The organism is Paractinoplanes deccanensis (genome assembly GCF_016862115.1).
GTDB lineage: Bacteria > Actinomycetota > Actinomycetes > Mycobacteriales > Micromonosporaceae > Actinoplanes > Actinoplanes deccanensis.
This window is the reverse complement of sequence record NZ_BOMI01000037.1, coordinates 175,815-199,671: the sequence shown is the minus strand read 5'-3', so window position 1 is coordinate 199,671 and position 23,857 is coordinate 175,815. Positions and strand designations below refer to the sequence as shown.

Below are 23,857 nucleotides of genomic sequence, written 5' to 3'. Positions count from 1 at the left end.
GGGGGTGCCGGCCGCCGAGGTTCGGGGGTCCCGGCGGCCGGCCGGGGATGGAGGGGAGTTACTGCCCCGAAGATTCGGCCTGCTACGAGAAAATTTCGCGAAGCCTGCTGAGTTTTTTCGTGGGCAGGCATTCAAGGTTTCAGATGTGTGACTATTTCGTCAACGGGCGCGGGAACGACACCTGCACGCGGAGGCCGTCACGGCCGGTGGAGGACGCGGCGATGATGCCGTCGTGCGCCCGGGTGATCGAACGGGCGATCGCCAGGCCGAGACCCGCGCCGCCGCTGTGGTCGATGCGGGCGCCGTGCAGCCGCCGGAACGGCTCGAACAGCGCCGAGACCTCGTCGGGCGGCACGTCGTCGCCGGTGTTCGCGACCAGCAGGGCCGGATCGTCGCCGACCCGCACGTCGATGGTCCCGCCCCGGCGGTTGTACTTGATCGCGTTCTGCACGAGGTTGGTGACCAGGCGCTCCAGCAGCACCCGCTCGCCCTCGACCACCCGCGGGCTCAGCTCCCGCGAGATGGTGAGCCCGGCCTCGGCGGCGCGCGACTCGTACGCGTCCAGCACCTCGGCGGTGATCTCGTCGAGCCGTAGCGGGGTGCGCGACAGCAGGCCCCGGTCGCTCTCGCTGAGCACCAGCAGACCCTCGATCAGGCGCTCGTTGCGTTCGTTAGTCTCCAGCAACTGGGCGGTGAGCAGGGTGAGCTGATCCTCGCTGAGCGCGTGGGCCATGCCGACTTCGATCAGGGTCCGCTGTACGGCGAGAGGGGTGCGCAACTCGTGCGACGCGTCCGCGGCGAAGCGCCGTTGCGCCTCGTAGCCGACGGCGATGCGGTCCATCATGTCGTCGATCGCCCGGCCGACGACCGCGAGCTCGTCGCCGCCCTCGGGGCGCAGGCGATAACCCAGGTTCTGCGGGCCGACGTTCGCGATCACCGGCACGAGGCTCTTCAGCGGAGCGAGACACCAGCGTACGAGGGGAAGGCAGGCGAGAAGCAGCAGCACCAGCACGATCGCCTCGGCGGCCACCATCGGGATGCTCGGATGCCGGAACAGCTGACGGCACACGGCCGAGGGGCTGTCCGGGCCGGGCGTGGCACACCAGGAGGGCCCGAAGTCGTACCAGAGCGCCAGCAGCCGCTCGGCGAGCTGCCGGACGAAGAGCGACGCGAGCAGGACCAGCGCGCAGAGCAGGAGAACGCGGCGGCGGATCATGAACCGAGTCGGTATCCCGCGCGCGGCACGGTGTGGATCACGGGCGGGTCGCCGAGCTTGCGCCGCAAGGTCATCACGGTCATCCGTACGGTATTGGTGAACGGGTCCGCGTGCTCGTCCCACGCCTGTTCGAGCAGGTCCTCGGCGCTCACGACCCGCCCGCCGGCGCGCAGCAGCACGTGCAGCACGGCGAACTCCTTGGGCGACAGCGCGAGGATCTGGCCGTCGCGGCTCGCGGTGTGCCGGGCGACGTCGAGCACCACGCCGTCCTGCTCCAGCACGGGCGGCAGCGCGGGACCGGTGCGCCGCGACAGCGCCTGCAACCGGGCCACGAGCTCGGCGAAGGCGAACGGCTTGGTCAGGTAGTCGTCGGCGCCGAGGCCCAGCCCCTCGACCCGGTCGCGGATGCCGGCCGCGGCGGTCAGCAGCAGCACCCGGGTCTCGCTCTGCGTGCCGGTGATCCAGCGGCAGACCTCGTCGCCCGTACGCCCCGGCATGTCCCGGTCGAGCACGGCGACGTCGTACCGGTTGACGGCCAGCCGCTCGAGCGCCGCCTCGCCGTCGTAGACCACGTCGACCGCCATGGCCAGCCGCCGCAGCCCCTCCGCCACGGTGTCGGCCAGCACCCGCTCGTCCTCCGCCACCAACACTCGCACCGCGTCACGCTCGCACAGCTCGCATAAAGGATTCATAAGGGCGCTGCTGACGCCCCTCCGACCACCCGCTCATAACCATGGTCTCCTGTGTTCAGAATCCTTTCCGCGTTCTTCGCCGCTTTCGTCGTGCTGTGGCCCGCTTCGCCGGCAGCAGCGATCGCGTACGGCGAGAACGCGCGCGACGGCGCCTACCCCTTCGCGGTGCTGCTCACCATGAAGGGCCTGCCCACCGAGGACCACGGCACCCGGGACAGCTCCTGCTCGGGCGCGCTGATCGCCCCACGCTGGGTGATCACCGCAGGTCACTGCTTCCGCGACGCGTCCGGCAAGCGCGTCGGCCACCCCGTCGCGGAGCGCACCACGGCGACGGTCGGCCGTGTCAAGGTCGCCGGAAAGGGCGGCCACGACGTCGACGTGGTGGCCGTGCGCCAGTCGGACACCGCCGACGTGGCGCTCGCCGAGCTGGCCTCACCGGTAACGGACGTCACACCGCTGCGGCTCGCGACGACCCCGCCGGAGGTGGGCGAGACCGTGCGCCTGACCGGCTTCGGGCTGACCACGCGCGACGGCGCCTACGTGCCGGTGACCCGCCTGCAGACCGGCCGCTTCCGGATCGACAGCGTGGGCGACTCGCTGCTCGGCATGACGGGGGTGGCGCCGAACGAGGACACCAGCCCGTGCCCGCACGACTCGGGCGGGCCGTACTTCCGCGAGCGAAAGGGCGAGGCGCCGGCGCTGGTCGGCGTGGTCAGCGCGGGACCGGGGTGCCCGCACAGCGGGCCGGACTACAGCGCCCGCGTCGACAACATCAGCGAGTGGATCACCACGACGATCGCCGCGGAGCCCTCGCCGTTCCGCAAGGTCATCCCGTGGGCTGCCGGCCTGGTGGCCGCGGTTGCGGTGGTGGTTGCGCTCTGGACCGCCGGCCGGCGGGGATCTGCCGAGGTTCGACGGGACCGGCGGTCGCCCACCACGGGATGACGCCGCCGCGGTCGATCGTGGCGCCGTCTTGACCGATCTAACGGTGCAGGTCGGTGACCGGGTTGCCGTTGTCCAAACCACGCAGCATCACCCCTTCTGGAGCTCTGCCCAACAGCGATGGATGGACGCGGGCGATCTGAGCGCCGGTGACAGGTTGCGGTCCGACCATTCCACCTCGGTCGGTATCTCGGGAACCGTCAATTACGCCGGTACCCGCACCATGTACGACCTGACCGTCGACAGGATCCACACGTACTATGTGGTGGTCGGCAACACGCCGGTGTTGGTCCACAATTGTGGAGACCAGCATGTCGCACTGGGCCTTGAGGGTGACGCCTTGGACGACTTCGCTAAGAAAAATGGTGCCGAAACGCTAATGAATGACACGGATTGGCGCGGTACGGTGTGGACCGCCGCCAATCTGCTCAAGTTCGACAATCCCGGGATTCGTGTCTCCTTCAATCTGGACAGCATGCATGGTGTTGAGGACGGAGTGGCCTCTGTGGTGGGGCAGTCATTGTTGCGCAATGCGCGGCAAATTGGCGGTGCAACAGATCTGGAGCTGGCCTTTTTCCGTGATGCGGGCACCTTAGGGAAGATTGACTTCTATGTCGAAGGAATAAAGCAGATCAACCCGTTTAGCTAGTGAGGTGTTGTGCGCACACTGTCAGTGCCTATTGTTCTTGATCGCCGCTTCCAGTTCTGGTCCTACCAGGTGAGCCACAGCGTCGCACTACTGCGAAGCGGGATCGCTCCCGGTGCGGATACCCGTGTAGATTTGATGTTTCGTGCGGTACGGACATTGCAGTTGAAGCAGCGCTATGACTCACTAGTGGTCGATGTTGTTCCAACTGAAGAAGCGTTACGCATGTTTGGCCTCGAGGAAAGAGAAACCGATGGACGTTACGTGTTTTCGTTAATGGATGGACGGGGTCGGGGCGGGTACATTGTTGCGGGAAGCCTATTCCTTACGGAAGATGACTTGAGCGAGTTCGAGCCCAGCTCAATAGACCATCGGGAGCAAGCAGGCCGGATTATTCGAGAGCTCGAATACTCGTAATTCGCTGCGGTGCGTATGTCAGTTCTTCGGGCGCATCTTTCATCTTCATGACTGCGGACCAGGGCTCGACCAGGTCTGGCCACCGTCGACTGGCGCGGCGATGGATGGCGGGGTGGACGGGCGGGGCCGGTTCGGCGGTCCGGCCCTCGCCCGCCACTCTCAGGAGGCGGCCCCGAACTCGACCCAGTTCAAGGTGAACAGGTTCGTGGTCGGGCCGCCGGCTATGGATTTGAAGACGAAGTAGAGCTCCTGCTCCCCGGCCTCCCCGCTCAGCGGGAAGGTCTGGCTCGCCCAGTAGGCGCCACCGGCCGTGGCGTTCACCGGGAGGGTGGCCACCAGCTCGCCGGTGGGGGAGCCGCTGCGGACCTCGACCGTCGCCCTGGGCTGGCCGGCCGTTGCCGCGGAGCCACCCGCCGTTCGTAGCGTGACCGAGGTGATGCCGTTCAAGTCGATCGGGCGGAGGGCGATGTAGTCGTTGTTGTCGATCGCGGCCAGGTGTTCGGAGCCGTCGACGTCGTTGGTGACCGCTGCGGCCACGGCGCTCTTGACCTGGGCGTTCTCGGCCTGCTGGCGCCACGTCTGCACGGTGGCCTGTCCCGTCGCCGAGAGGCCGCCCGCATCCGTGTAGGTGGCGCTGACGCCCAGGAACAGGTAGCCGCCGGCGTGGTCGGCTCCGTCGGCTGGGCTGGGCAGGGTGCCCGTGCAGCCGGTCGTCGAGTTGATGCCGTGCCCGTGTTCGTCGTGGCCGATCACCAGGGACACCTCGACCTTGGAGCAGTCGACCGCGCCGTCCTCGGGATCGGTGACCCTCACCTCGAACGGGACGGTGTCACCCCAGTTGAAGAAGGACCCGTTGGCGGGCGTCACCACCTCGACCACCGGTGCCGTGTTGCCCACCGTGATGGTGCGGGTGGCCACCGCCGTGCGCCCTGTGCTGTCGGTGACGGTCAGCCGGGCGCTGTAGGTGCCGTTCGACGTGTAGGTGTAGGCCGGCTCGGCGGCGGTCGAATCGACCACACCGTCCCCGTTGAAGTCCCAGGCCAGGGTGATCGTGTCACCGGGGTCGGGATCGGACGTGCCGGCGCTGGAGAACCGCACGGTCAGCGGCGACTGGCCCGAGAGCGGGGTCGCCGTGATCCGGGCGACCGGGGAGCGGCCGTCCTTCACGTAGCGCACCGTCGACAGTTGCGCCTCCGGGTTGGCCCGGAAGAAGCCGTTGCCGTATTCGAGCACGTAGAGCTGCCCGTCCGGCCCGAACTCGAGGTCCATCGGATTCGCCCACGTGAAGCCCGTGAGCATCGGCTCGATGGCCAGCAGCTTGTCCCTGCCGTCGGTGCGCAGCGCGAACAGCTTGTTCCGGGTGAACTCGCCGAGCACCACGGTGTCGTCGTAGTACGCCGGGAACTTCATGTCGTTGTCGAGCCGGCGGTCGTACGAGTACTGCGGGCCGCCCATCGGCCCCACCCCGCCGGTGCCCAGCGCCGGCCAGTCGAAGCCGCACGCCACCGGCGGATCCTGGAGGTAGGCGGTCGGGCACGGGGTGACGGCGTTAAACGTGTACGCCAGCTGCGGGTCGCGCACCGGCGGCAGTTCACGCAGCCCGGTGTTGCGCGGCGACTCGTTCACCGGCGTCGTGCAGGTGAAGGCCGCTCCCGACGTACGCGTGACGAAGTCGAAGTCGATGTACGGCAGGTCCGGCGAGTAGCAGTACGGCCAGCCGTAGTTGCCGGCCTTGTTCGTGGCGATCCACCGTCCGGTGCCCTCGGGGCCACGGGCCGGGTTGGGCACCCGGGAGTCGGGCGAGTAGTCACCCACGTACACGTAACCGCTCTTGCTCACGTCGAAGCGGAACGGGTTGCGCACGCCCATCAGGAAGATCTCCGGACGGGTCTTGGCCTTGCCGGGCGGGAAGAGGTTGCCGGACGGGATCGTGTACGAGCCGTCGCCGCGCACCTTGATGCGCAGCACCTTGCCGCGCAGGTCGTTCGTGTTGGCCGAGGAGCGCTGCGCGTCGTAGGCCGGACCCTGCGTGGGCGACTCGTTGATCGGGGTGAAGCCGTCGGAGCCGCCGGCGTTGGTGTCGTCGCCAGTCACCAGGTAGAGCAGGCCCTTGCCGTCGAACTTGACCTCGCCGCCGACGTGGCAGCAGTTGCCCCGGTCGACCGGCACCCGCATGATCTGCTGCTCGGTGCTCAGGTCGAGGTGCGGCGACGGCGTCTCGACCAGCTTGACCCGGGAGAGCTGGTTGTAGCCCTTGAACTTGTCCCAGACGGTCGGGTCGGTGCTGGTGGCGGGCGCGTCGCCCTCGTTGACCGCGGGCGTGGCCGGGTTGTCGACCGGCGTGTCCAGCTTGGGCGCGTAATAGAGGTAGACCCAACGGTTCTCGGCGAAGTTCGCGTCGACGGCGACCGATTGCAGGCCGTCCTCATCGTGCACGTAGACGGGGATCTCGGCGATGACCGGGCTGAGGCCGGTCGCCGGGTCGTAGAGCCTCACCTCTCCCGTACGCGTGTTGTGCAGCACCCGCCCGTCGGGCAGAACCGCGAGAGTCATCGGTTCGCCCGGCTCGTCGTTGAGGGTGACCTTCTCGTAGTTGCTCTGCACGGTGGCGCCGCAGTCGCCGGGGACCTGCCCCGACGCCCACTGGATGCCGCCCAGCAGGTGCCTCTTGAAGGAGCTGTTCGCGTACGTCGCCGTCGCGTGCCCGAGTCCCGTGTACCAGGACCGTCCACCCTGAAAGTCCTTGCACCAGGAGAGCGGCCTGTCCGTGCTCGCCAGCACGTGCGAGACGCCGGTCACGTCCTTGTCGAACGTGTACCACTGTTCGGTGTACGTCGCCGTGCGCGGGATCGACGCGGTCGACGGGTGCACCCGGTCGGCCACGGTCACGGCCTTCTCGCCTGTGGCAGCGCTCGTCGCGGCGGCACCGAGCAGGTCCCGATAGAAGGTCCAGCCCGGCTCGGTCTCGGCGGCGGCATGCACGCCGACGAAACCCTTACCGCTCTTGATGTACGCCTCGAAAGCGCTCTTCTGGGCGTCGTCGAGCACGTCGCCGGTGGTGTTGAGGAAGACGACCGCCTCGTATCTCGCCAGGCCGGCGGCGGTGAAGACCGACGAGTCGGCCTTGACCGTCACGCTGAAACGGTGCTGCCGGCCCAGGTCGCGGATCGTCCGGACGCCCTTGTCGATCGAGTCACGCCGGACGCCGGCGGTCTCGGTGAACACGAGCACGTCGGGCTGCTGACCGCCCGGGTGCGCGTGGGCCACCGTCGCGGGGCCGATCGTGATGACCGCGGCCGCGGCGGCGGCCAGCCATCGCCGGTTCATCGGCGGTAGATGGTCAGCTCGGACATGTTCCGGTAGCTCAGCTCCGCGAAGCTCAGAGACTGGCCCGGGTTCGCCGCGCCGCCGGGAGCGGTGTCCTGCTCCCAGTTCGCGTGGTGGTAGTTCTGCTCGCCGATCTCCTCGAAGAACTGCTGGAAGTTGATGTCGCCCTCGCCGAGCGGCGTCATCACGTACCCGTTGGCCTGGGTGGGTTGCTTGTCGCCGTCCTTGGCGTGGAAGAGCGGGAACCGTTCGGTGCGCGGCACCACGGTGAGGATCGGGTCGAACAGGTCGGTCTTGGTGCGGCCCCAGGCGTCGGTGTACGTGTGGTGCTTGAACCGGGCCACGTACGCCCAGTAGATGTCCATCTCGAAGAAGACGTACCGGGGATCGGCCTTGGTGAAGAAATACTCGAGCTTGCGGGTGCCGGTGGAGCGGGTCGGCTTGCCGTTGGCGTCGAGCGGGCCGGCGTCGAGCAGGAACCCGTACGCGGCGTCGTGGTTGTGGGTGTAGAGCTTGAGGCCACGCTTGCGGGCCGTGCGGCCGAGCTCGTTCCACAGGTCGGCGGCGGCGTCCCAGTCGCTGCGGTAGGCGCTGCCGGTCGGGTCGGAGCCGGTGCCGATGTGCTTCATGCCCAGCGTCTGCGCGATGTCGAGCTGCTGCTCGAAGGTGGCCGCGTTGATCTGGGTGTGGGTGCCGCTGGCGACCAGGCCGTTGTCGTCGAGGATCTTGCGGATCTCGGCGGGCGTGATCTGGCGGCCGAGGATCGAGGTGTGCTGGTTGTAGCCGGCGAACTCGATTTCCTTGTAGCCGATCTCGGCGAGCCGGGCGAGGACCCGTTCGAAGCCGTACGGGACGCCGGAGTCGTCCGGCGCCGCCGAGATCCGGTCGCGGACGCTGTAGAGGATGATTCCCCGGTTGCGGGCCGGGACGAGCGGCTCGGCGCGCAGCTTGCCGTGGCTGATCGCGGGGGTGCCGGTCGACAGGATCGGGAGCCCGGCGGCACCCAGCGCCGCGGCGGCGCCGGCCGAGGCGGTGAGGAGACGGCGGCGAGTGAGGGACTTCTTGGCTTGCGGCTCGGACATGACTTCTCCACCTTCCAACCGCGGCCCACGGGGGAGCCGCTGTCGGGTACGACAGGACGAATGTCAGAAGCGACAGAACGGAAGAGAGCCGGCGTTGCCGAAGCGCCGGCGTCACACATGTGAACGGTGTTACGCCTAGATGTCAGCACGGTATCGCGCGCCTCATGCGAAAGATAGTCCAAGATAGAACTAACTTTTGCTCCGTCAGACAAAAGTTCCGAAGCTCGCTTAGATCTGCGAACCGCCCCGTCCACGGCGAGTTCGGCCTGGCCCGCAGGGAAGCGGAGGCCTCCGCCGACTTCGCCGACGAGCCTCTGGTCGCGTGGGCCGGCAGCACATCACTGTGGACAGGCTTCTGGCGCTCCGATCCGAGACCTATCCTGCTCGCCCGCCCTTGCCGCCCGATGTCGATCCCGTTCTTGTGGTTCGACACCGAGCGATGCGGGCGGCACTACCCTCTCGACGGCAACCCGCACACGTTTCCCGGGCGCATGCTCGCCTACTGCGCCGAGCGTGGCATCCGTACCCGGGTGTCGACCGGTACGTGACGGCGGAGATCAGGGCGTACCGCGAACGGCACCGAAGTCTCGACGCGCTGGGAGTGAGCGCGGTGGAGATCCACGCCGGCTACGGCCTGGGGCCGGACCTGTCCCGTGCGCCCTGAGCCGCACCGCCGCCCAGAGGTACAGGACGAGCGCGGCGATCAGATAGGCGTTGCCGAGGACGTGCTCGATCGGGCCCCAGCCGTACTCGCGGCGATCACCCCACGGCGGCCACACGAATGGGCGGGCCACGAACACCGCGGTCCAGAGAAGACTCGCCCATCGGCTGTGCGTCCACAGCGCCAACCCGACAGGCACGGCCCACACCCAGTGGTGTGACCACGAGACCGGCGAAGCGAGCAGCATGGCCAGCGCTCCGAAGCCCGCCCCGAGCACCCGGTCGCCGCGGCGCCACCACACGGCGCCGAGGGCGACGATCGCAAGAGCGAGCGGACCGGCGACCGCGAGCCACAGCAGAGTCGGTGGCACACCGTCCAGCAGCCGAGTGAGCGTCCCGAACACCGATTGGTTGTGCGCCAGCTCCGGCGGCCCGACCCGGCCCGCCTTGACGAGATTGTCGGCCCAGTAGGTCCTGGCCGAGCCGGGGATCGTCGCGAAGCCGATCGCGACGGTGCCGGCGAAGGCCAGCAGCGCCCGCCCCGCTGTCGTCCGCCGGCCGGCCAGCACCAGAAGCACGACGAACACCAGGGGCGTCAGCTTCACCCCGGCCGCGATGCCCACGAGTACGCCTGACCAGCGCCGTTCCGGATAAGTCAGATCGACGAGGACGGCCAGCATCAGCAACAGGTTGATCTGGCCGAACGTGAGGTTCTGCCACACCGGCTCCAGAGCGAACGCGCCGGCGGTCAGCAGCGCGACCAGCCATCCGGGAACGGGACGTCGGAGCGCGCGGCCCACCACCAGGATGACCCCGGCCAGCGCGCCCACCGAAGCAGCCGTCCACAACGCCGTGACGAGCCAGAACGGCAGCAGTGCCAGCGGCGCCATCGGCAACGCGGCGAACGGCGGATAGGTGAAGCGCAGATTGGTCGCCGGGTCACGAGACCCGTACAGGGGCAGACCGTCCAGGACCAGCCGGCCGCCGTACCGGTAAGCAGAGATGTCGACGAACCCGCCGTGCAGACTGAGCCTGGCGGGCACCTCGGCCCAGGCGACCGCACCCGCTACGGCCGCCGCGGCGACGACCACGGCCAGGACCGGGCCGAGCCCCTTCAGGGTCCGTCCGATTCGGACGGCGTCATGGCGAGCCACCAGGAGAAGGTAGCGGTACGCCATCACCGCCGCTGGAACCGGCCCGGCAGACTGGGGCCGTGGAACGTCACGAGTTCGGCGCCGCGGTGCGCCAGTTGCGGGAGAGGACGGCCCCTGCGGCTGTCGGGCTCCCGGTCGGCCGCCGGCGGGTGAACGGGCTGCGGCGCGAGGAGCTCGGCGAGCTCGCGGGGATGTCCGCGGACTACGTACGCCGCTTGGAACAGGGGCGCAGCCACCCGTCGGCCGGGGTGGTGAATGCCATCGCCCGCGCGTTGCGGGTGGGGCGTGCGGACTACGAGCGCCTTTGCGCGCTGGCCGGGTATGCCGCCGCGGACGGGCAGGTGCCGAACGAGGTCGGCCCGGGTGCGATGCGGCTGCTGGAGCGGTTCACGGACACTCCGATGTTCGTCTCCGACGCGGCGATGAACCTGGTCGCGGTCAACAGCGCGTTCCTGGCCCTGGGCCACTGGCATCTCACCGGGGATCCCTGGGAGTGGAACATCGCCTGGCGTACGTTCTGCGATCCGTTCAGCGGCTTCCGGCAATCCGCGGCCGACGCGACCGATCACGAGGCGATCCTCGTCAACCGCCTGAGGAACGCGTTGCTGCGGTACCCCGCGGACGCGTCGCTCGCCGCCCTGGTGGACGAGATGCGCAGCCGGAGCGGCCTGTTCGACACCTTGTGGCGCGCGCCCCGGCCGGTGACAGCGTACGAGAGCAGTGCCGCGTTCCTCCACCCGGACGGCGGCTCCGTCACGCTCGTCGGCAGCCTGCTCGCCATCCCGGGCGACGACCTGGCGGCTCTGATGCTCACCGCGGCGCCCGGATCGGCCGATGCGGCGCGTCTGGCCGAGATCGTCGTCGACGCGGGCGAACCGGCCATCATCAAGGTGGGCCAGGCCGGCCCAGGCTAACCGCGCCGGATCCTGCGAAGTTGAGTGAAGCCGATCGACGGCGCTCACGGAAGCAGGTGCGGCAATGAAGGCAGTGCGTTTTCACGAGTTCGGTGGTCCCGAGGTCCTGCGCCACGAGGATGTCGAGCAGCCCGCTCCGGGCCCCGGCCAGGTCCGGATCCGGGTCGCCGCGACGTCGTTCAACGGCGTCGACGGCAACATCCGCGCGGGCTACATGCAGGGCCCGATCCCGGTCGAGCTGCCGCACACTCCCGGCATCGACGTCGCCGGCACGGTCGACGCGCTCGGTGACGGCGTGAGCGACGTCGCGGTCGGCGACCGGGTCATCGGCTTCCTGCCGATGACCGGCAACGGGGCGGCCGCGGAGTACGTGATCGCGCCGGCGGAGATCCTGACCGGGGCCCCCGCGAACATCCCGCTGGCCGACGCGGCGGCGCTGCCGTTGGTGGGCCTGACCGCGTGGCAGGCGCTGTTCGACCACGGCAAACTGACCGCCGGCCAGCGGGTGCTGATCAACGGCGCCGGGGGAGCGGTCGGCGGGTACGCGGTGCAGCTGGCCAAGGAGATCGGCGCCCACGTGATCGCCACGGCCGGCCCGCGCAGCGCCGAGCGCGTGAAGGCCGCAGGCGCCGACGAGGTGATCGGCCACACCACCGCCGAGGTGACCGAGCCGGTCGACCTGGTCCTCAATCTCGCGCCGATCACCCCTGACCAGCTGGCCGCGCTGCTCACGCTGATCCGTGACGGCGGCACCCTGGTCAACACCACCGTCTGGATGCCCGCCCCTTCCGACGAGCACCGCGGCGTGCGCGGCATCGACCTGTACGTCCGCAGCGACGCCGACCAGCTCGCCGACCTGGCCGCCCGGGTCGGCACCGGCGAGTTGCGCGTCGAGATCGCCCAGCGGGTGGGCCTGGCCGACCTGCCCACCGTCCACGCCCAGGCCGCCGCGGGCGAACTCCCCGGCAAGACTGTCATCCTCGCCTGACGCGACATCGTGGACCTTCGTCGATCTGGTGCCGGTCAGATCGGGAAGACGGCCGTCCGGCTGAAGTCCACAGCGCCCAGTCTCTCGTAGAAGCGCAGGGCGTCGTCGTTACCCGCGATGACGGTGACAGTCGCGGCTCGGATCCCGCAGTCGCGCCAGTGCCTACGCACCTCGGTGACGAGCACCGTGCCGAGCCCGTGCGATCGGGCCGCCGGCGCCACGGTCAGCGTCTCCAGCCGCCCGACCCGATCACCGAAGTCCCAGGCGCTGGCCGACGGCGTGATCCGGGCCGCGGCGTAGCCCGCCACCTCACCGTCCCGCTCCGCGACGAGCAGCAGCCAGCCCGGTTCCCGCGACCACGCCTCGTACTGCCGGCGGCGGGCGAGCCAGCTCTGCTCCGGCCCGATCGGCTCGCCCGCCTGGCTGATCGCGGAGCCGACCGCGTAGTGATGCCGCACGAGCGACTTCCACAGCTCGGCGACCTCGTCGATCGAGGTCGCCGCACGAACACTCGTCATCGTTCTCCCGTCCCCATCGAGGGCCACAATGCCACGCTGACCGCAGGCAGGAGGGCTCCATAAAGATCACGGCCGCACAGCCCAGGAAGCTGTGCGGCCGCGGCGCGTCCCAACGGTGTCGCTGAGTCGCTAGAGGTTGATCATGTGGCCGGCGATGCCCTCGATCGCCTCCTTGACCGCCTCGGACAGGGTCGGGTGGGCGAAGACATTGCGGGCCACCTCGTCGGCCGTCAGGTCCCACATCTGGGCGAGGGTGAGGGCCGGCAGCAGCTCGGTGACCTCGGGGCCGATCAGGTGGGCGCCGACGATCTCGTTGTGCTCGGCGTCGGCGACGATCTTGACGAAGCCGGCGGTCTCGGCCATGCCGCGGGCCTTGCCGTTGGCCGAGAAGGGGAACTGGGCCACCTTCACGTCGTACCCCTTGGCCCGGGCCTGCTCCTCGGAGTAGCCGAACGAGGCGATCTGCGGCTGGCAGAAGGTGGCCCGCGGGATCATGTCGAAGTTGATCTCCTGGGTCTCGGCGCCGGCGATCGTCTCGGCGGCCACCACGCCCATCGCCTCAGCGGTGTGCGCGAGCATCAGCTTCCCGGTCACGTCGCCGATGGCGTAGACGCCGTCGACGTTCGTACGGCCGCGGGCGTCGACCTCGATCGCGCCACGATCGGTGAGCTTGACCCCGGCGGCCTCCAGCCCGTAGCCCTCGGTGCGCGGGGCGAAGCCGAACGCGGCGAGCATCCGGTCGGCCTCGAGCACCTTCGACTCGCCGCCGCCGGCCGGGCTCACCGTGACGCGTACACCGGTGCCGGTGTCCTCGACCTGCTCCACCTTGGTGCTCAGTAGCACCTTCACGCCCAGCTTGCGGTAGTGCTTGAACAGCTCCTTCGACACGTCGGCGTCCTCGGTGGGCACCATCCGGTCGAGGAACTCGACGATCGTCACGTCGACGCCGAAGTTGGCCAGGACATAGGCGAACTCGACGCCGATCGCGCCGGACCCGCCGATGATGATCGAGCCGGGGAGCTTCTCGTCGAGGATCTGCTCCTCGTACGTGACGACGTTCTGGCTGGTCGTCATGCCGGGCAGCATCCGCACGGTGGCGCCGGTGGCGATGATGAGGTTGTCGAACGTGTGCTGCTCACCGTCGACGTCGATCGACTTCGGCCCGGTCAGCGTGCCCCAGCCGTTGATCTCGGTGATCGCGTTCTTCTTCATCAGGAAGTGGACGCCCTTGGCGCTCGCCTCGGCCACCTTGCGGCTGCGCTGGTGGGTCGGCGCGAAGGACATGGTGGCGTCCCCCTCGATCCCGAACGTCTTCTTCTCGTGCGTGATGATGTGCGCGATCTCGGCGTTGCGCAGCAGCGCCTTGGACGGGATGCAGCCCACGTTGAGGCAGACCCCACCCCAGTACTTGTGCTCGACCACAGCAACCGTCTTGCCGAGCTGCGCAGCACGAATGGCGGCGACATATCCCCCGGGCCCGGCGCCGAGGACAAGGACATCAAAATGACTCACCCGGCAAGCCTATAGACGCGTCCGCCCCTTCACGGCGCGGTCGCACTCTCGGCGTTCACGAGGGGGAGAATGAGGCCGCCGGGGCGGCGACCCTGGCCGGGTCGCCGCAACCCTCGAGCGTCGTTCCTCGTTACGGCTGACTTCGTTATGGCTGGCGGAAGTTGACCAGGAAGGGCCACTTCTGCGCCAGATCGGCAAGTTCGAGAACCCTGCCGTTCTGCACGATGAGCCGCTGGTTGTCGCGGTAGAAGCTGTACTTCAGGCTTCCCCTCTCCAGCTCGACGGACACGTCGTCGAGGTCGTGGGTGAACTGCTCGGTCACCCCCGGGATGCTCGACAGGGGCGTGTTCACCGCCGGACCGGCAAGGTTGGTGAACGTGACGAACTGCGAGCCCCGGACGGCGAAGTAGCTCACCGGGATGCCCTGCCCGGGGTTGTAGCTGGAGATGCCGTCATAGTCCTGAACCTGAAGGATCGGGCCGGCGACGATGCCGCTGTCCTGGAAGGTGATGACGAAAGGCCCCTTGGTGAAGGTATAGATCCAGCGAAAGCCCGGCCCGAGGAAGTCGACCGAGGCGCCGTCCAGATCCTGGTGGAAGAGGGCCGGCAGGAAGGGCCACTTGTCCTGGATCCGGCGGGGCCCTTCGATGATGCCCCTGTCGTTGTAGATGACGTAGCGGTCCTGGATGAGCGCCATGTGCTTCCAGACGTTGTTCTCATTGACCGTCGTGACCGCGTCGAAGTCACGCAAACCGGCGTTGACTCCCGAATTGTTCCCCGCGATCGCAGGACTGGGAACGGCGACCGCGGCCGCGGCCACCACCGTCGCCAGCAGTCGCCATCTCCACGACCGGTTCGGTGTGGACAGAAACTTGGTACCCATGTGAGGTCCCTCCTCGTGCACGGCCAAGCCCACGACGTATCGGAGCTTCCATCTGACGGCGATTCGCACAACCGGCTCGAGTGGATGGACTTTGTCGGATCCTTGACCGAGGGCTTGAGGCGAACGCGGTGACCACTTTGCCTGCCAGCTCCGGGACGACCGCTGGGCCAAGGATCAGGGCGCTGTCACCCGAACTCCGCTGGCACACCGAGATCGACGCTGAAGCCTGCTCGGCTTTCGCCTCGCACGTCCTCGTCGACGGCCCCACCGCCCGACTGGTCGACTGGGCATGGCCGACCCTCGGAGCCGCCTTCATCGACCCGAGCTGCCCCGTCGTGCGCCTCATCCAGCCGTTGTCAGCGAGCAGGAAAGCTGCGCGTCGCTCGGCGGCGGCGGGTGGCCCGCGCCGCGGTACTCGGAGATGGCGCTGGTGGCGGCGCCGACCCCCGTATGACTCATGGAGGGTCCGGTGCGAAGGTAGCGCGATCGAAGAGCGCCTCCTGCACGGCAATCCCGCACCAGGCTGCCGTCGAAGCCCACGGGCGGTCAGGACGGGCAGCGCCACCACACCTTGGCGTTACTACCAAAGACGATCTTGCTGGCGAGCAGGCCGTTGTTCCCTTCGGGGTCGAGCTGTGCGGCGACCTCGTTGCGAGCGAGTTCGTCACGGAGACCTTCTTGCGTGCGCAGCCAGATGCGATCTCCGCGACGTTGTCGTTCAGCGCCGGGTGCAACTGCGCATACAGGTCAGGGTGTGTGTCCCGCAGCAGGTTCCTCTTCGCCACCGGCAGACGATCGCATTCGGGTATGACACTTTTCCGCTCGGACAACGCTGGTCGCGCGTGCCGGTACGCCGAATCCACTGGCGCGCCGGCGGGCCGGTGTCATCTCTGGCGCAGGTCGGTGGTCGATGGCCGCTGGCCCTCGCCCGTGAGAGCGATGACGCCGCAGTGTTGTTCTCCGATCCGACTCACCGACCAGGAACTGGAACGGTGGTGCAGGGCGGGAAACGGTGACTGCGGGGTCCAGGATCTGAGCCACCTGGGCCGGAACGGCGGCGACTGGCGGCTCGTGTCGGCGGCCGTCAGGGACCCAGAGCACACATGGATCACACAACCATCCGCAAGGGATACGAAAAGGGCTCTGATCAGACGTGAAGGTCTGATCAGAGCCCCGATCACCGGTGCGCCGCGTAGGACTTGAACCTACAACCCGCGGATTAAGAGTCCGCTGCTCTGCCTGTCAGGCGCTACCGCGTCGTGTCGCCTTACGCGGCTACATACCAGTTTGCGTGCAAGTCCGTGCTTTCGGAATGCCGGCTTAGGCTGACGTGTGACATCCGGTACCAGGACCGTGGATCACGCATGGATCACTTATAGACCACGCACCAACCCGGTGGGGCCACGCAGCGACACACCAAGGTCCACCCGCGAACCAAATCCGGTGCGTACGGGCTGCCCGGTGCCCACAGCGAATTGAACCGTCAACCTACGCTCCTCAACCATCACGCCTGTTGACTTGTCATCAGGCACCAGAACTTGGCGTTGACCTGCAAAAAGCCAACCCAAGATGATCGCTACTTGTCAGGACTGGTCAGCAGTATGCACGGGTTTCGGGGGGTAAACGGGGGCCGTTCCGTGTCAGCGCACCCACCGCCGCCTGCGGCTGGCGCAGGTTGATGCCCTGCCGGGGGCACCACAAACAACTGCGACACATCCGGCCGTGTTTTGGTGGTAAGCGTGACCCTTCCCCTTCCGCCGCCCCGGCGTGCGAACTGGGGTGTTGGCCGCTAGCTCGTCCGCCCAGGAACCATGCGGACCGCCGTTCATGTCACCCTTGTCCCACCGTGCGGTACCACCCGTCGGCCAGGTGACCTCCACGATCGTGGGGGCGCCTGGCGTGGGCAAACCAGTTGCCGGGCCCGTGCCCGAGGCGGCGATCAAGCAGGTCAAGTTCGCTGGCCTGGACCACACCCAGACGGCCGGCACCTGGGCGCCTCGGAGGATCTCGTCCGCTGGCGCTCGAACGCCAGCGGAATCAACCCCCACCCGGCGGTCCGCGCCGCGTAGCATGCCGAGGCGGACCAGCCGAAGGGGAAGAAGAAGGGACGCATCTGCTCGTTGGGCGTCGGCGGAGTAATATGGCCGCCATGTGAGCTCGGCACACCGAGCCCCGACCCGCCAGGAGGCGGCCATGCGGATCCTTCCGCCTATCTCCCCTACCCCCGAACAGTTGACCATCCTCGGGGACACCAAGCCGGGGTATGTCCTCATCCGCGGTGCCGCTGGGAGCGGAAAGACAACGACAGCTCTCTATCGTCTTCGGATCTTGTGCGAGTCATGGTCGTCACGCCGCGCCCGACTCGGCCTGGAAGCCCCGGTTCGGGTGCTGGTACTGACCTACAACCGAACTCTTGAGGGATACATCAGCGAGCTTGCTCGGGCTCAGGTCATTGGCCACGTCGGGCTGGAACTCCAAGTGTTGACCTTCGGAAAGTGGGCCGTGGACCTTTTGGGCGGCGCCGAGATTCTGGACCGAGACGACTCGGCGAAGCTGTTGCGGCCCCTGGTCAGGCCCTTGGCCGGAGACACCGACTTCCTTATTGAGGAGGTTGATTACGTCTTAGGCCGGTTCGAGCTGGATGACCTTGAAGCCTACCTGCCGGCCCGGCGTGGTGGGCGCGGTGCCACCCCTCGGGTGGACCAGGGGCTGCGGCGACGACTGTTGGACGAGGTGATCTTCCCGTACATCGACCTGAAGAAGCAGAAGGGGTTGATGGACTGGAACGATATCGCCGTCGCGGCTGGGCGGGTCGACGATGTACCCCCGTGGGACGTTGTCATCATCGACGAGGCCCAAGACTTCTCCGCCAACCAGATCCGCACGGTGCTACAGCACCTCAACGATCCCTTCTCGGCCACGTTCGTGATCGACGCGGCCCAGCGAATCTACCCACGGTTTTTCACGTGGAAGGAAGCCGGGATCGACTCGTTCGCCAAGATCCACCCGCTCAAGCGCAACTACCGCAACACCAAGCAGATCGCCGCCTTTGCCCGGCCCCTCGTCGAGGGTCTTCCGCTTGAGGATGACGGCACACTTCCTGACTTTGAAGCGTGCGAGTCTGACGGACCGCTGCCGGTGGTGGTGTCGGGCCAGTACAGCCGCCAGGTCGACTACGTCTTGGCCAGGCTCTTGAACACCGTGGACTTGACCAGCGAGTCGGTCGTGTTCCTCCAGCCCCGTGGCGGACGATGGTTTGACTACCTGCGATCACGGCTCAAGGCGGCTGGGATTCCATGGACGGAGTTGACCCGGGCAAGCACATGGCCGACAGGCCCCGAGCAAGTGGCACTTTGCACGATCCATTCGGCCAAGGGCCTGGAGTTCGACCATGTCATCATGCCGGGCCTCAACCAAGAGGTCACGCCGCATGGTGGCGGCGACGGAGACGCCCAGCTCGACCGACTCCGCCGCCTCATCGCGATGGCCGTAGGCCGGGCACGGAAATCTGTCATCATTGGCTACAAATCGGACGACCCCTCGACGGTCCTCGGTCTGCTCAAGCCCGATACCTACGAGTTGGTGACCTTGTGAGCGGCGGACCGGCCAAAACTGACGAGATCACCACATACGTCGCCGAACGAGGGATCACCGAGGTACTGCACTTCACAACCGGCAACGGCCTGCTCGGGATCTTCGCGACCGGCGCGGTCCGGTCACGTGATCGACTAGACGCGGATCATTACATTGAGCACATATATAAACCAAACTGCACCGACCGCTTAAAGGATGCCGACTGGACTGATTACGTCAATCTGTCCATAAGCCGCGTTAACGGGCGAATGCTTGGAATTTCAGCAAATAGCTGGCATAACGATGGCGAGACCTGGTGGGCCGTACTGGCGTTCGATCGCTCCATTCTGGCCGACCCTGGGGTCTATTTCACCACCACGAACAACACATATCATAATTGCGTTGAACGCGGCATGGGGGCGCCCGCGCTGCGCAAGCTTTTTGCGGGGTCGGTCGAATGGGGATATTACGGTTCAAGGAAGGTCCGGTACCAGGGAATGCCGCTGGAGTGGACCACCGACCCTCAGGCGGAAGTATTGTATCCCGGCGAATTATCGATCAGTAAGCTGACGGCCATATACGTACGTGACGGCGAGAATGTGGATCACGTGCACGGGCTCTTTGCGATCTTCCCGCATGTGCCGCGAGTGCCAGTCACAGTGAGGCCGGAGGTATTCCAGTGAACGAGACTCAAAGCGAGGCGAAGCGCCGGCAGCGCACCATTTCCTCAATGTTGTGGGCGGCTTGGGCCGACGCTGTCGGCTTTATCTCAGAACTCACGGATGAAAATGGCCTCAGCCGGCGGCTCGGCGGTCGTCCGCTCGTGGAGCCCGTGGAATGGGTGCGCCGCGTAGGAGGACGATTCGGCGTAGAAGTCACTCTTCCCGCCGGATGCTATTCAGATGACACTCAGCTACGCCTGGCCACGGCGAGGGCGATCTCGGGCCACGGGTTCGATGTAGAGGCATTTGCACGTGTAGAACTCCCGGTATGGCCGGCCTATGCCCTAGGCGGCGGACGTGCGAGCAAGGCGGCGGCGGCCAACCTGGCAAAGCCCAACATCCCATGGTTCGGCAATTTCTTTGAAGGATGGCACGATGCTGGCGGCAATGGCGTCGCCATGCGTATTCAACCGCATATCTGGTCTGCTCAGAGTCCTGCCAGCCTCGGACCGCACCTCCTCGATGTCATCGTCAACGGAACGACAACCCACGGCCACCCCCGCGCATTGGTTGGCGCTGTCTTGCACGCCGTTGCACTAGGCGTTGCGATTGACTCTGGGGTCGCACCAAAGTTCAAAGATTTGCCTGAACTACTCAACGTCGTCGACAAAGCTGTCGAGCTAATCGACGGAAATCATCAATTAGCTTCGTTGTGGCGCCCATCGTGGGAAAAGGCTACCGGTCGCCCATTTGCCGAAGCATGGCATGTCACAGTTGATGAATGTCGCGAGCTACTCGTCACGGCTCAGCAAGTTACCGAAACGACAGACAGCCCCGAAAGGATGTACGAGGGCCTCATTGCAGCCCTGAAGCTTACGGATCCAGCACAGCGAGGCAGCGGTACAACCACGGCAGTCGCGGCACTCGTGCTAGCCGCCGCTCTCCCATCAGATCCGGCAGCCGTCAGCCTACTCGCAGCCCGTTCACTCCAAACGGACACCGACACCATCGCCACAATGGCGGCGGCGATCGTCGGTGTTTCAGATGAGCCAACGTTGCCGGCGCCATTGCTAGACTCGGCCTACATGCGCGAGGAAGCAATTCGGCTCGCGACGATTGCAACGAATGGCCCTACCGAGACATTCAGTTACCCAGATCTTTTGCACTGGTCACCGCCGCGGAGTCAACTCGAAGCGGTTGGACTGGCGGGAGGCCAAGTGGCGATCGGCGGAATTGGTTGGGTCAAACCCATCCACGGAATCGATCCCGTTGAAGGCAAAGACGGCGTTTGGCAATGGGTAACGAGCGATTTCGGTCCATCGTTTCTCGTGAAGAGGCGACAGGAGATTCGCAAATTGCCGGAGGGCAACTGGCCGGCCCGGCGCAGCCAAATCGTAGATCCGAAATCGGCAAATAATAGGGAGTCATCGCCGGCCACGACGCCACGTGATCGCGGACGCATCGGTCGGCCACTGGGCCAATTGCAGGGTCGAGTGCGCGGCAACATGCAGGACGAGAAACTTCCGATAGACCTCGACCAGATTATCGAATGGGTGAGCAAACAAGGCTTCCACGATCAAGCCCTTGGATATGCGCTCCGACGCATAGCAGAGCAAGGAACGGTCGAGCAGTTAGTCGCTTTCGCCACCGCCATTCGAGGTCGCATACATCACCCTTGACTTCGCACAAGAGACGTCACTGTTCTCCGACGCTGACGATCTTGTCGCGCAGTTCTTCGCGATGTGCCGGGGCCTTGTGCGAGTGATGCCGGGCGCCGAGGCTGGCACTGAGGCAAAGGGCGACGGCCCGTCTGCGACATCGCGGGCGGGCCGCCGCTTGTCGATGGCGCTGCTGCTCGCCTCGCCCCACCTGCTCGTAGCCGTGGCCGGCGATGCGAGGGAGTGACCTCGACGACCTGTCGAGCATCGCAGAATCCACAGCCGTTGGGACGCCCTGTGGATAACCTCGGCACAGCCCCAGGTTGCGGTCTTACCGATCCTGACGCTATTCGGCGACGATCTCGGCTGGTGTTGCGCGCAGACGAGTGCCGTCGCCCAGGACGACCTCCGCCTCTCCGTCGGGCGAGACCGGCCCGGTTCCGTGCACTGGCGTGCCAGCCAAGGCTTGGAAACGCTCAGGTCGCGTTGAAGCCGGGCGGAATACCCAAGTCAGTTCTGCCGCCTGGCGTTGCTCCATCACGGTCACCCTCCAGTTCGAGTCGCAATGTTCGCTGCGCGCTTTTTGCCCTTATTTGAGCTCGCGGTACCAGCCTTCGACCGGGGCGATCGCGAACTCTCGTACACTAGTACGAAGATGGTGCTATGCGCCCAGGACACGCGCTCTGATCCTCGGTAACACCCGGAGCTGATCACCGGACTTCGGCCTCAGGGCGGCGCGGTCGTCGTCCGCCATAGCGCCTTGGCCCCTTCACGGCCGCCCTGCGTGACATCGATCGGTATGGTATTTAGAGACCGCTTTGAGGCGGCCTGACAGGGCGAGGAGTCTGATAAACCGTGCCTGCAAGTCGACGTCGCAGCGGACACCCTGCCGGCCCTAAATGCCCGGACTGTGGCAAGCGCCCGTCGGGCGGCACACTTGTCCATGAGCCAACCTGCCCCATGGCGACGTCGTTGGATGCGCTCATGGTTACGGACGCGGCCTGGTTCGAGCAGCGGCCTGATGCCCAGCATCGGTGCCGGTGGATTACTGCGGCGGAACGGATGGAGTTGCCGGTGGCGGCGGGTAGGTCGCTGTCGCCGAAGAGTGTCATCCACGTAACGCAGATCGAGCCCGGCGTGCGGCGTCGGCAGGTACTGATGCCGGGCGACGAGTTCGTGCCGGCTGGGTTGGTTGGGCTGTTCGGTCACCGAGCCTCGTTTGCGCTCGCCGAGCGGGACCGTGGGCCGATCCCGGTGACACGCACTGGTGAGCTTGCCGGGGGTCTGGAAGCACGGTTCTTCAGGTTGCCTGATGGTCTGGAGCCCGACGGCTTCGTGGAGTTCGACGGCATTGTCGTTCTTCGGCCCGGCGACGCGTTGCCCGTGCCCTTCCGCTGATCCTGGCCCGCTGCGGTCTCGCAGTCTCGCCTTGGGTTGACGGCGGACTGCGCGAGATGTATGGCCGGGCCGATCCGGCGCTTTGGGTCGCCGAAGGAGTTGCCGCCTCACCAGGGACGGCGTGGCGGGTGAGGCAACGTTAGGGCGCGGGTAGCCGCAAGTGGGAGGTATGCGGGGGCGAGAAAAGACCCTCCCGCCTACCTCTGACCGTATCGCGGCGGTTTGAACCTACTGAGACTGATCGTGTCGCGCGGCATGTTTAGCGCTTGCTGGGCAAGAAGAGTTAGAACGCTGCGACCGGTCCCTAGCGGCAACGAGGACGCCGAGTGTGCCAGCGCGACGGGGATGACGGCGTTGGGGTAGAGGCGAGTCTGTAGAAGGTCGAGTGCCTCAAGTGTGGCACGCAGCGTCGGGTACGAGGCCAGTTGCTCTTCTGGCCCAGAGACAAAGGTGCCGTCCGGATTCTTCTGCGGCTTCTCATAAGGTCTGCCACTCGGCAGCCGCGGCACGGTGACGACAAGAACTTCCCCTGTCGTGGTGCGGTAGAAGAACCGGCGTCCGTAGAACTCGTCCTGACCGTAGAAATGTTCGGGTTTTTGGTTAACGATGTACTGGTTGACGTACGGCGTATCGAGGACCATCACGTGGCCCGGTTTGATGTGATCCTGGATGGCTCGGGCGTGGTCTACGAAGCGGCCCGTCTTCTCGATGCCAACAAGCAACGGCGCCGCGATGTCGCGGCGGTCGAGGTCACTGCATAGCTGCTCCCAGTAGGACAGAAACTTCGATTTCATCGGAGCCATCGGTCCGTAGAGGGCCAGGGGTCCGTCGGTGATGAACAGTCCCTGAGAAAGCCTACTTGGGTCCTCGCGGTAGAAGCCGTCAATATATGCGACAAGCAACAGCCGTTCGGCGATGTTCATCGCTCGGTTCAGGGGGCCGAGGTTCTCCCCTTCGTCGCTGAATTCCTCGTACACGCGAAGCACGTCGGCCAAATGCAGTGCCTCGCCGCAGCCAGATTGGCTGCAGCGCCCGCCGCCAGGTGGGACGGTCTGCACTGGAGAGCTGGCCTTCTCGCAGCTGGGACACTTAGCGAGTTCGGCGTGAGGCGCCGGCCTGCCCGGGGCGCCGTGGATGGTCATCAAGGCGTCAGCGAGGGTGAACTTCGCGCCGAAGTCGTCGATGCCGGATTCGTGTAGCGCACGGTCGAACTCCGCGCGCCAGGACTCCTTGCCGGTGAACCCCTTGATCGTCACATTCGAGCCCGGCAGTACAGCGTTGACCGTCTGAGTGATTTGGGCGCGTTCGAGTTCCCGGGCGTCGACCAGGCCGCTGCGGTTGGCATTGAGGAAGCGCAGGATGTCGACGTAGACGCCCGCGATCTGCAGGAAGCCCACCCGCACGGACGGGAATCCCGCGCGGGCCTCGACTTCCTGGTTGGAGCCGTCGAAGGCGATGGTGAACGACGGATCGGGGCGCTGGTCGCGAGGAACCTCATCCAGCGGGATGAGCCGGCTGGTGATCTGTGTTGGTTCCTCGACGCTGACTGAAGGGGTCACCCAACGCTTCATCGCTTCAGCCACGGCGGGGCTTAGAACAGTGGGCACGTGGCCTA

The 23,857-nt window shown here is 66.6% G+C and carries 18 protein-coding genes, 1 tRNA gene and 1 pseudogene; 9 read left to right on the top strand and 11 right to left on the bottom strand.

The annotated features are described in order from the left end of the window. Nucleotides 1-151 precede the first annotated feature (151 nt). Both Ade02nite_RS11965 and Ade02nite_RS11960 read right to left on the bottom strand, forming a co-directional pair. Nucleotides 152-1,216 (bottom strand): sensor histidine kinase, encoded by a 1,065-nt coding sequence (locus tag Ade02nite_RS11965; protein ID WP_203761656.1) that lies wholly within the window; start codon nucleotides 1,214-1,216, stop codon nucleotides 152-154. After that, nucleotides 1,213-1,872: a response regulator transcription factor gene (locus Ade02nite_RS11960; protein ID WP_203761655.1), complete on the bottom strand. Its 660-nt coding sequence runs from the start codon at nucleotides 1,870-1,872 to the stop codon at nucleotides 1,213-1,215. Before Ade02nite_RS11960 ends, Ade02nite_RS11965 begins: the two co-directional genes overlap by 4 nt. Before the next feature lie 87 nt (nucleotides 1,873-1,959). Here Ade02nite_RS11960 and Ade02nite_RS11955 point away from each other — a divergent pair, with 87 nt between their 5' ends. After that, nucleotides 1,960-2,853: a S1 family peptidase gene (locus Ade02nite_RS11955; RefSeq protein ID WP_239168698.1), complete on the top strand. Its 894-nt coding sequence runs from the start codon at nucleotides 1,960-1,962 to the stop codon at nucleotides 2,851-2,853. A gap of 28 nt (nucleotides 2,854-2,881) precedes the next feature. Continuing rightward, a complete protein-coding gene (locus Ade02nite_RS11950; protein ID WP_203761654.1) occupies nucleotides 2,882-3,499 on the top strand; it encodes a polymorphic toxin-type HINT domain-containing protein in 618 nt (205 codons plus the stop codon). 573 nt (nucleotides 3,500-4,072) lie between these two features. On the opposite strand, the gene Ade02nite_RS11945 is transcribed toward Ade02nite_RS11950, so the two are convergent. Next, entirely contained in the window at nucleotides 4,073-7,240 is a 3,168-nt protein-coding gene (locus Ade02nite_RS11945; protein ID WP_203761653.1) for a ThuA domain-containing protein, read from the bottom strand. Continuing rightward, nucleotides 7,237-8,322, bottom strand: a complete 1,086-nt coding sequence (locus Ade02nite_RS11940) for a sugar phosphate isomerase/epimerase family protein (RefSeq protein ID WP_203761652.1) — start codon at nucleotides 8,320-8,322, stop codon at nucleotides 7,237-7,239. Before Ade02nite_RS11940 ends, Ade02nite_RS11945 begins: the two co-directional genes overlap by 4 nt. Before the next feature lie 355 nt (nucleotides 8,323-8,677). Here Ade02nite_RS11940 and Ade02nite_RS11935 point away from each other — a divergent pair. Further along, a pseudogene (locus tag Ade02nite_RS11935) lies at nucleotides 8,678-8,864 on the top strand (hypothetical protein); the annotation flags it as partial. Between the two features lie 15 nt (nucleotides 8,865-8,879). Here the strand turns inward: Ade02nite_RS11935 and Ade02nite_RS11930 are convergent. Further along, nucleotides 8,880-10,136 (bottom strand): glycosyltransferase 87 family protein, encoded by a 1,257-nt coding sequence (locus Ade02nite_RS11930; RefSeq protein WP_203761651.1) that lies wholly within the window; start codon nucleotides 10,134-10,136, stop codon nucleotides 8,880-8,882. A gap of 59 nt (nucleotides 10,137-10,195) precedes the next feature. On the opposite strand from Ade02nite_RS11930, the gene Ade02nite_RS11925 reads away from it, so the two are divergent. Both Ade02nite_RS11925 and Ade02nite_RS11920 read left to right on the top strand, forming a co-directional pair. Continuing rightward, on the top strand, nucleotides 10,196-11,050 hold the full coding sequence (locus Ade02nite_RS11925) for a helix-turn-helix domain-containing protein (protein ID WP_203761650.1): 855 nt from the start codon (nucleotides 10,196-10,198) through the stop codon (nucleotides 11,048-11,050). A 64-nt stretch (nucleotides 11,051-11,114) separates the two neighbouring features. After that, on the top strand, nucleotides 11,115-12,038 hold the full coding sequence (locus tag Ade02nite_RS11920) for an NADP-dependent oxidoreductase (RefSeq protein WP_203761649.1): 924 nt from the start codon (nucleotides 11,115-11,117) through the stop codon (nucleotides 12,036-12,038). 35 nt (nucleotides 12,039-12,073) lie between these two features. On the opposite strand, the gene Ade02nite_RS11915 is transcribed toward Ade02nite_RS11920, so the two are convergent. The 5 genes from Ade02nite_RS11915 to Ade02nite_RS11895 all read right to left on the bottom strand — a co-directional run bounded on the left by Ade02nite_RS11915 (nucleotide 12,074) and on the right by Ade02nite_RS11895 (nucleotide 16,207). Continuing rightward, nucleotides 12,074-12,556, bottom strand: coding sequence for a GNAT family N-acetyltransferase (locus tag Ade02nite_RS11915; protein ID WP_203761648.1), 483 nt, complete (start codon nucleotides 12,554-12,556; stop codon nucleotides 12,074-12,076). 129 nt (nucleotides 12,557-12,685) lie between these two features. Beyond that, nucleotides 12,686-14,068: a dihydrolipoyl dehydrogenase gene (gene lpdA, locus Ade02nite_RS11910; RefSeq protein WP_203761647.1), complete on the bottom strand. Its 1,383-nt coding sequence runs from the start codon at nucleotides 14,066-14,068 to the stop codon at nucleotides 12,686-12,688. 145 nt (nucleotides 14,069-14,213) lie between these two features. After that, nucleotides 14,214-14,951 carry a hypothetical protein gene (locus tag Ade02nite_RS11905; RefSeq protein ID WP_203761646.1) on the bottom strand — a complete coding sequence of 246 codons (738 nt, stop codon included), beginning with the start codon at nucleotides 14,949-14,951 and terminating at the stop codon, nucleotides 14,214-14,216. 546 nt (nucleotides 14,952-15,497) lie between these two features. Further along, complete coding sequence (locus Ade02nite_RS50715; RefSeq protein WP_369076660.1) at nucleotides 15,498-15,641, bottom strand: zinc-ribbon domain-containing protein; 144 nt, start codon at nucleotides 15,639-15,641, stop codon at nucleotides 15,498-15,500. A gap of 494 nt (nucleotides 15,642-16,135) precedes the next feature. Further along, a tRNA-Lys gene (locus tag Ade02nite_RS11895) sits at nucleotides 16,136-16,207 on the bottom strand. 937 nt (nucleotides 16,208-17,144) lie between these two features. Between Ade02nite_RS11895 and Ade02nite_RS11890 the strand changes: the two genes are divergently transcribed. The 4 genes from Ade02nite_RS11890 (at nucleotide 17,145) to Ade02nite_RS11875 (ending at nucleotide 22,242) form a co-directional block, all read left to right on the top strand. Next, entirely contained in the window at nucleotides 17,145-18,545 is a 1,401-nt protein-coding gene (locus tag Ade02nite_RS11890) for a 3'-5' exonuclease (RefSeq protein WP_203761645.1), read from the top strand. Further along, on the top strand, nucleotides 18,542-19,207 hold the full coding sequence (locus tag Ade02nite_RS11885; protein ID WP_203761644.1) for a DarT ssDNA thymidine ADP-ribosyltransferase family protein: 666 nt from the start codon (nucleotides 18,542-18,544) through the stop codon (nucleotides 19,205-19,207). The genes Ade02nite_RS11890 and Ade02nite_RS11885 overlap by 4 nt, the downstream gene beginning before the upstream one ends. Next, nucleotides 19,204-20,865, top strand: a complete 1,662-nt coding sequence (locus Ade02nite_RS11880; RefSeq protein WP_203761643.1) for an ADP-ribosylglycohydrolase family protein — start codon at nucleotides 19,204-19,206, stop codon at nucleotides 20,863-20,865. Before Ade02nite_RS11885 ends, Ade02nite_RS11880 begins: the two co-directional genes overlap by 4 nt. A 939-nt stretch (nucleotides 20,866-21,804) precedes the next feature. Next, nucleotides 21,805-22,242, top strand: coding sequence for a hypothetical protein (locus tag Ade02nite_RS11875; protein WP_203761642.1), 438 nt, complete (start codon nucleotides 21,805-21,807; stop codon nucleotides 22,240-22,242). Nucleotides 22,243-22,439: 197 nt separating this feature from the next. Here the strand turns inward: Ade02nite_RS11875 and Ade02nite_RS11870 are convergent, their stop codons facing one another. Then, on the bottom strand, nucleotides 22,440-23,801 hold the full coding sequence (locus Ade02nite_RS11870; RefSeq protein ID WP_203761641.1) for a hypothetical protein: 1,362 nt from the start codon (nucleotides 23,799-23,801) through the stop codon (nucleotides 22,440-22,442). Nucleotides 23,802-23,857: the final 56 nt, after the last annotated feature.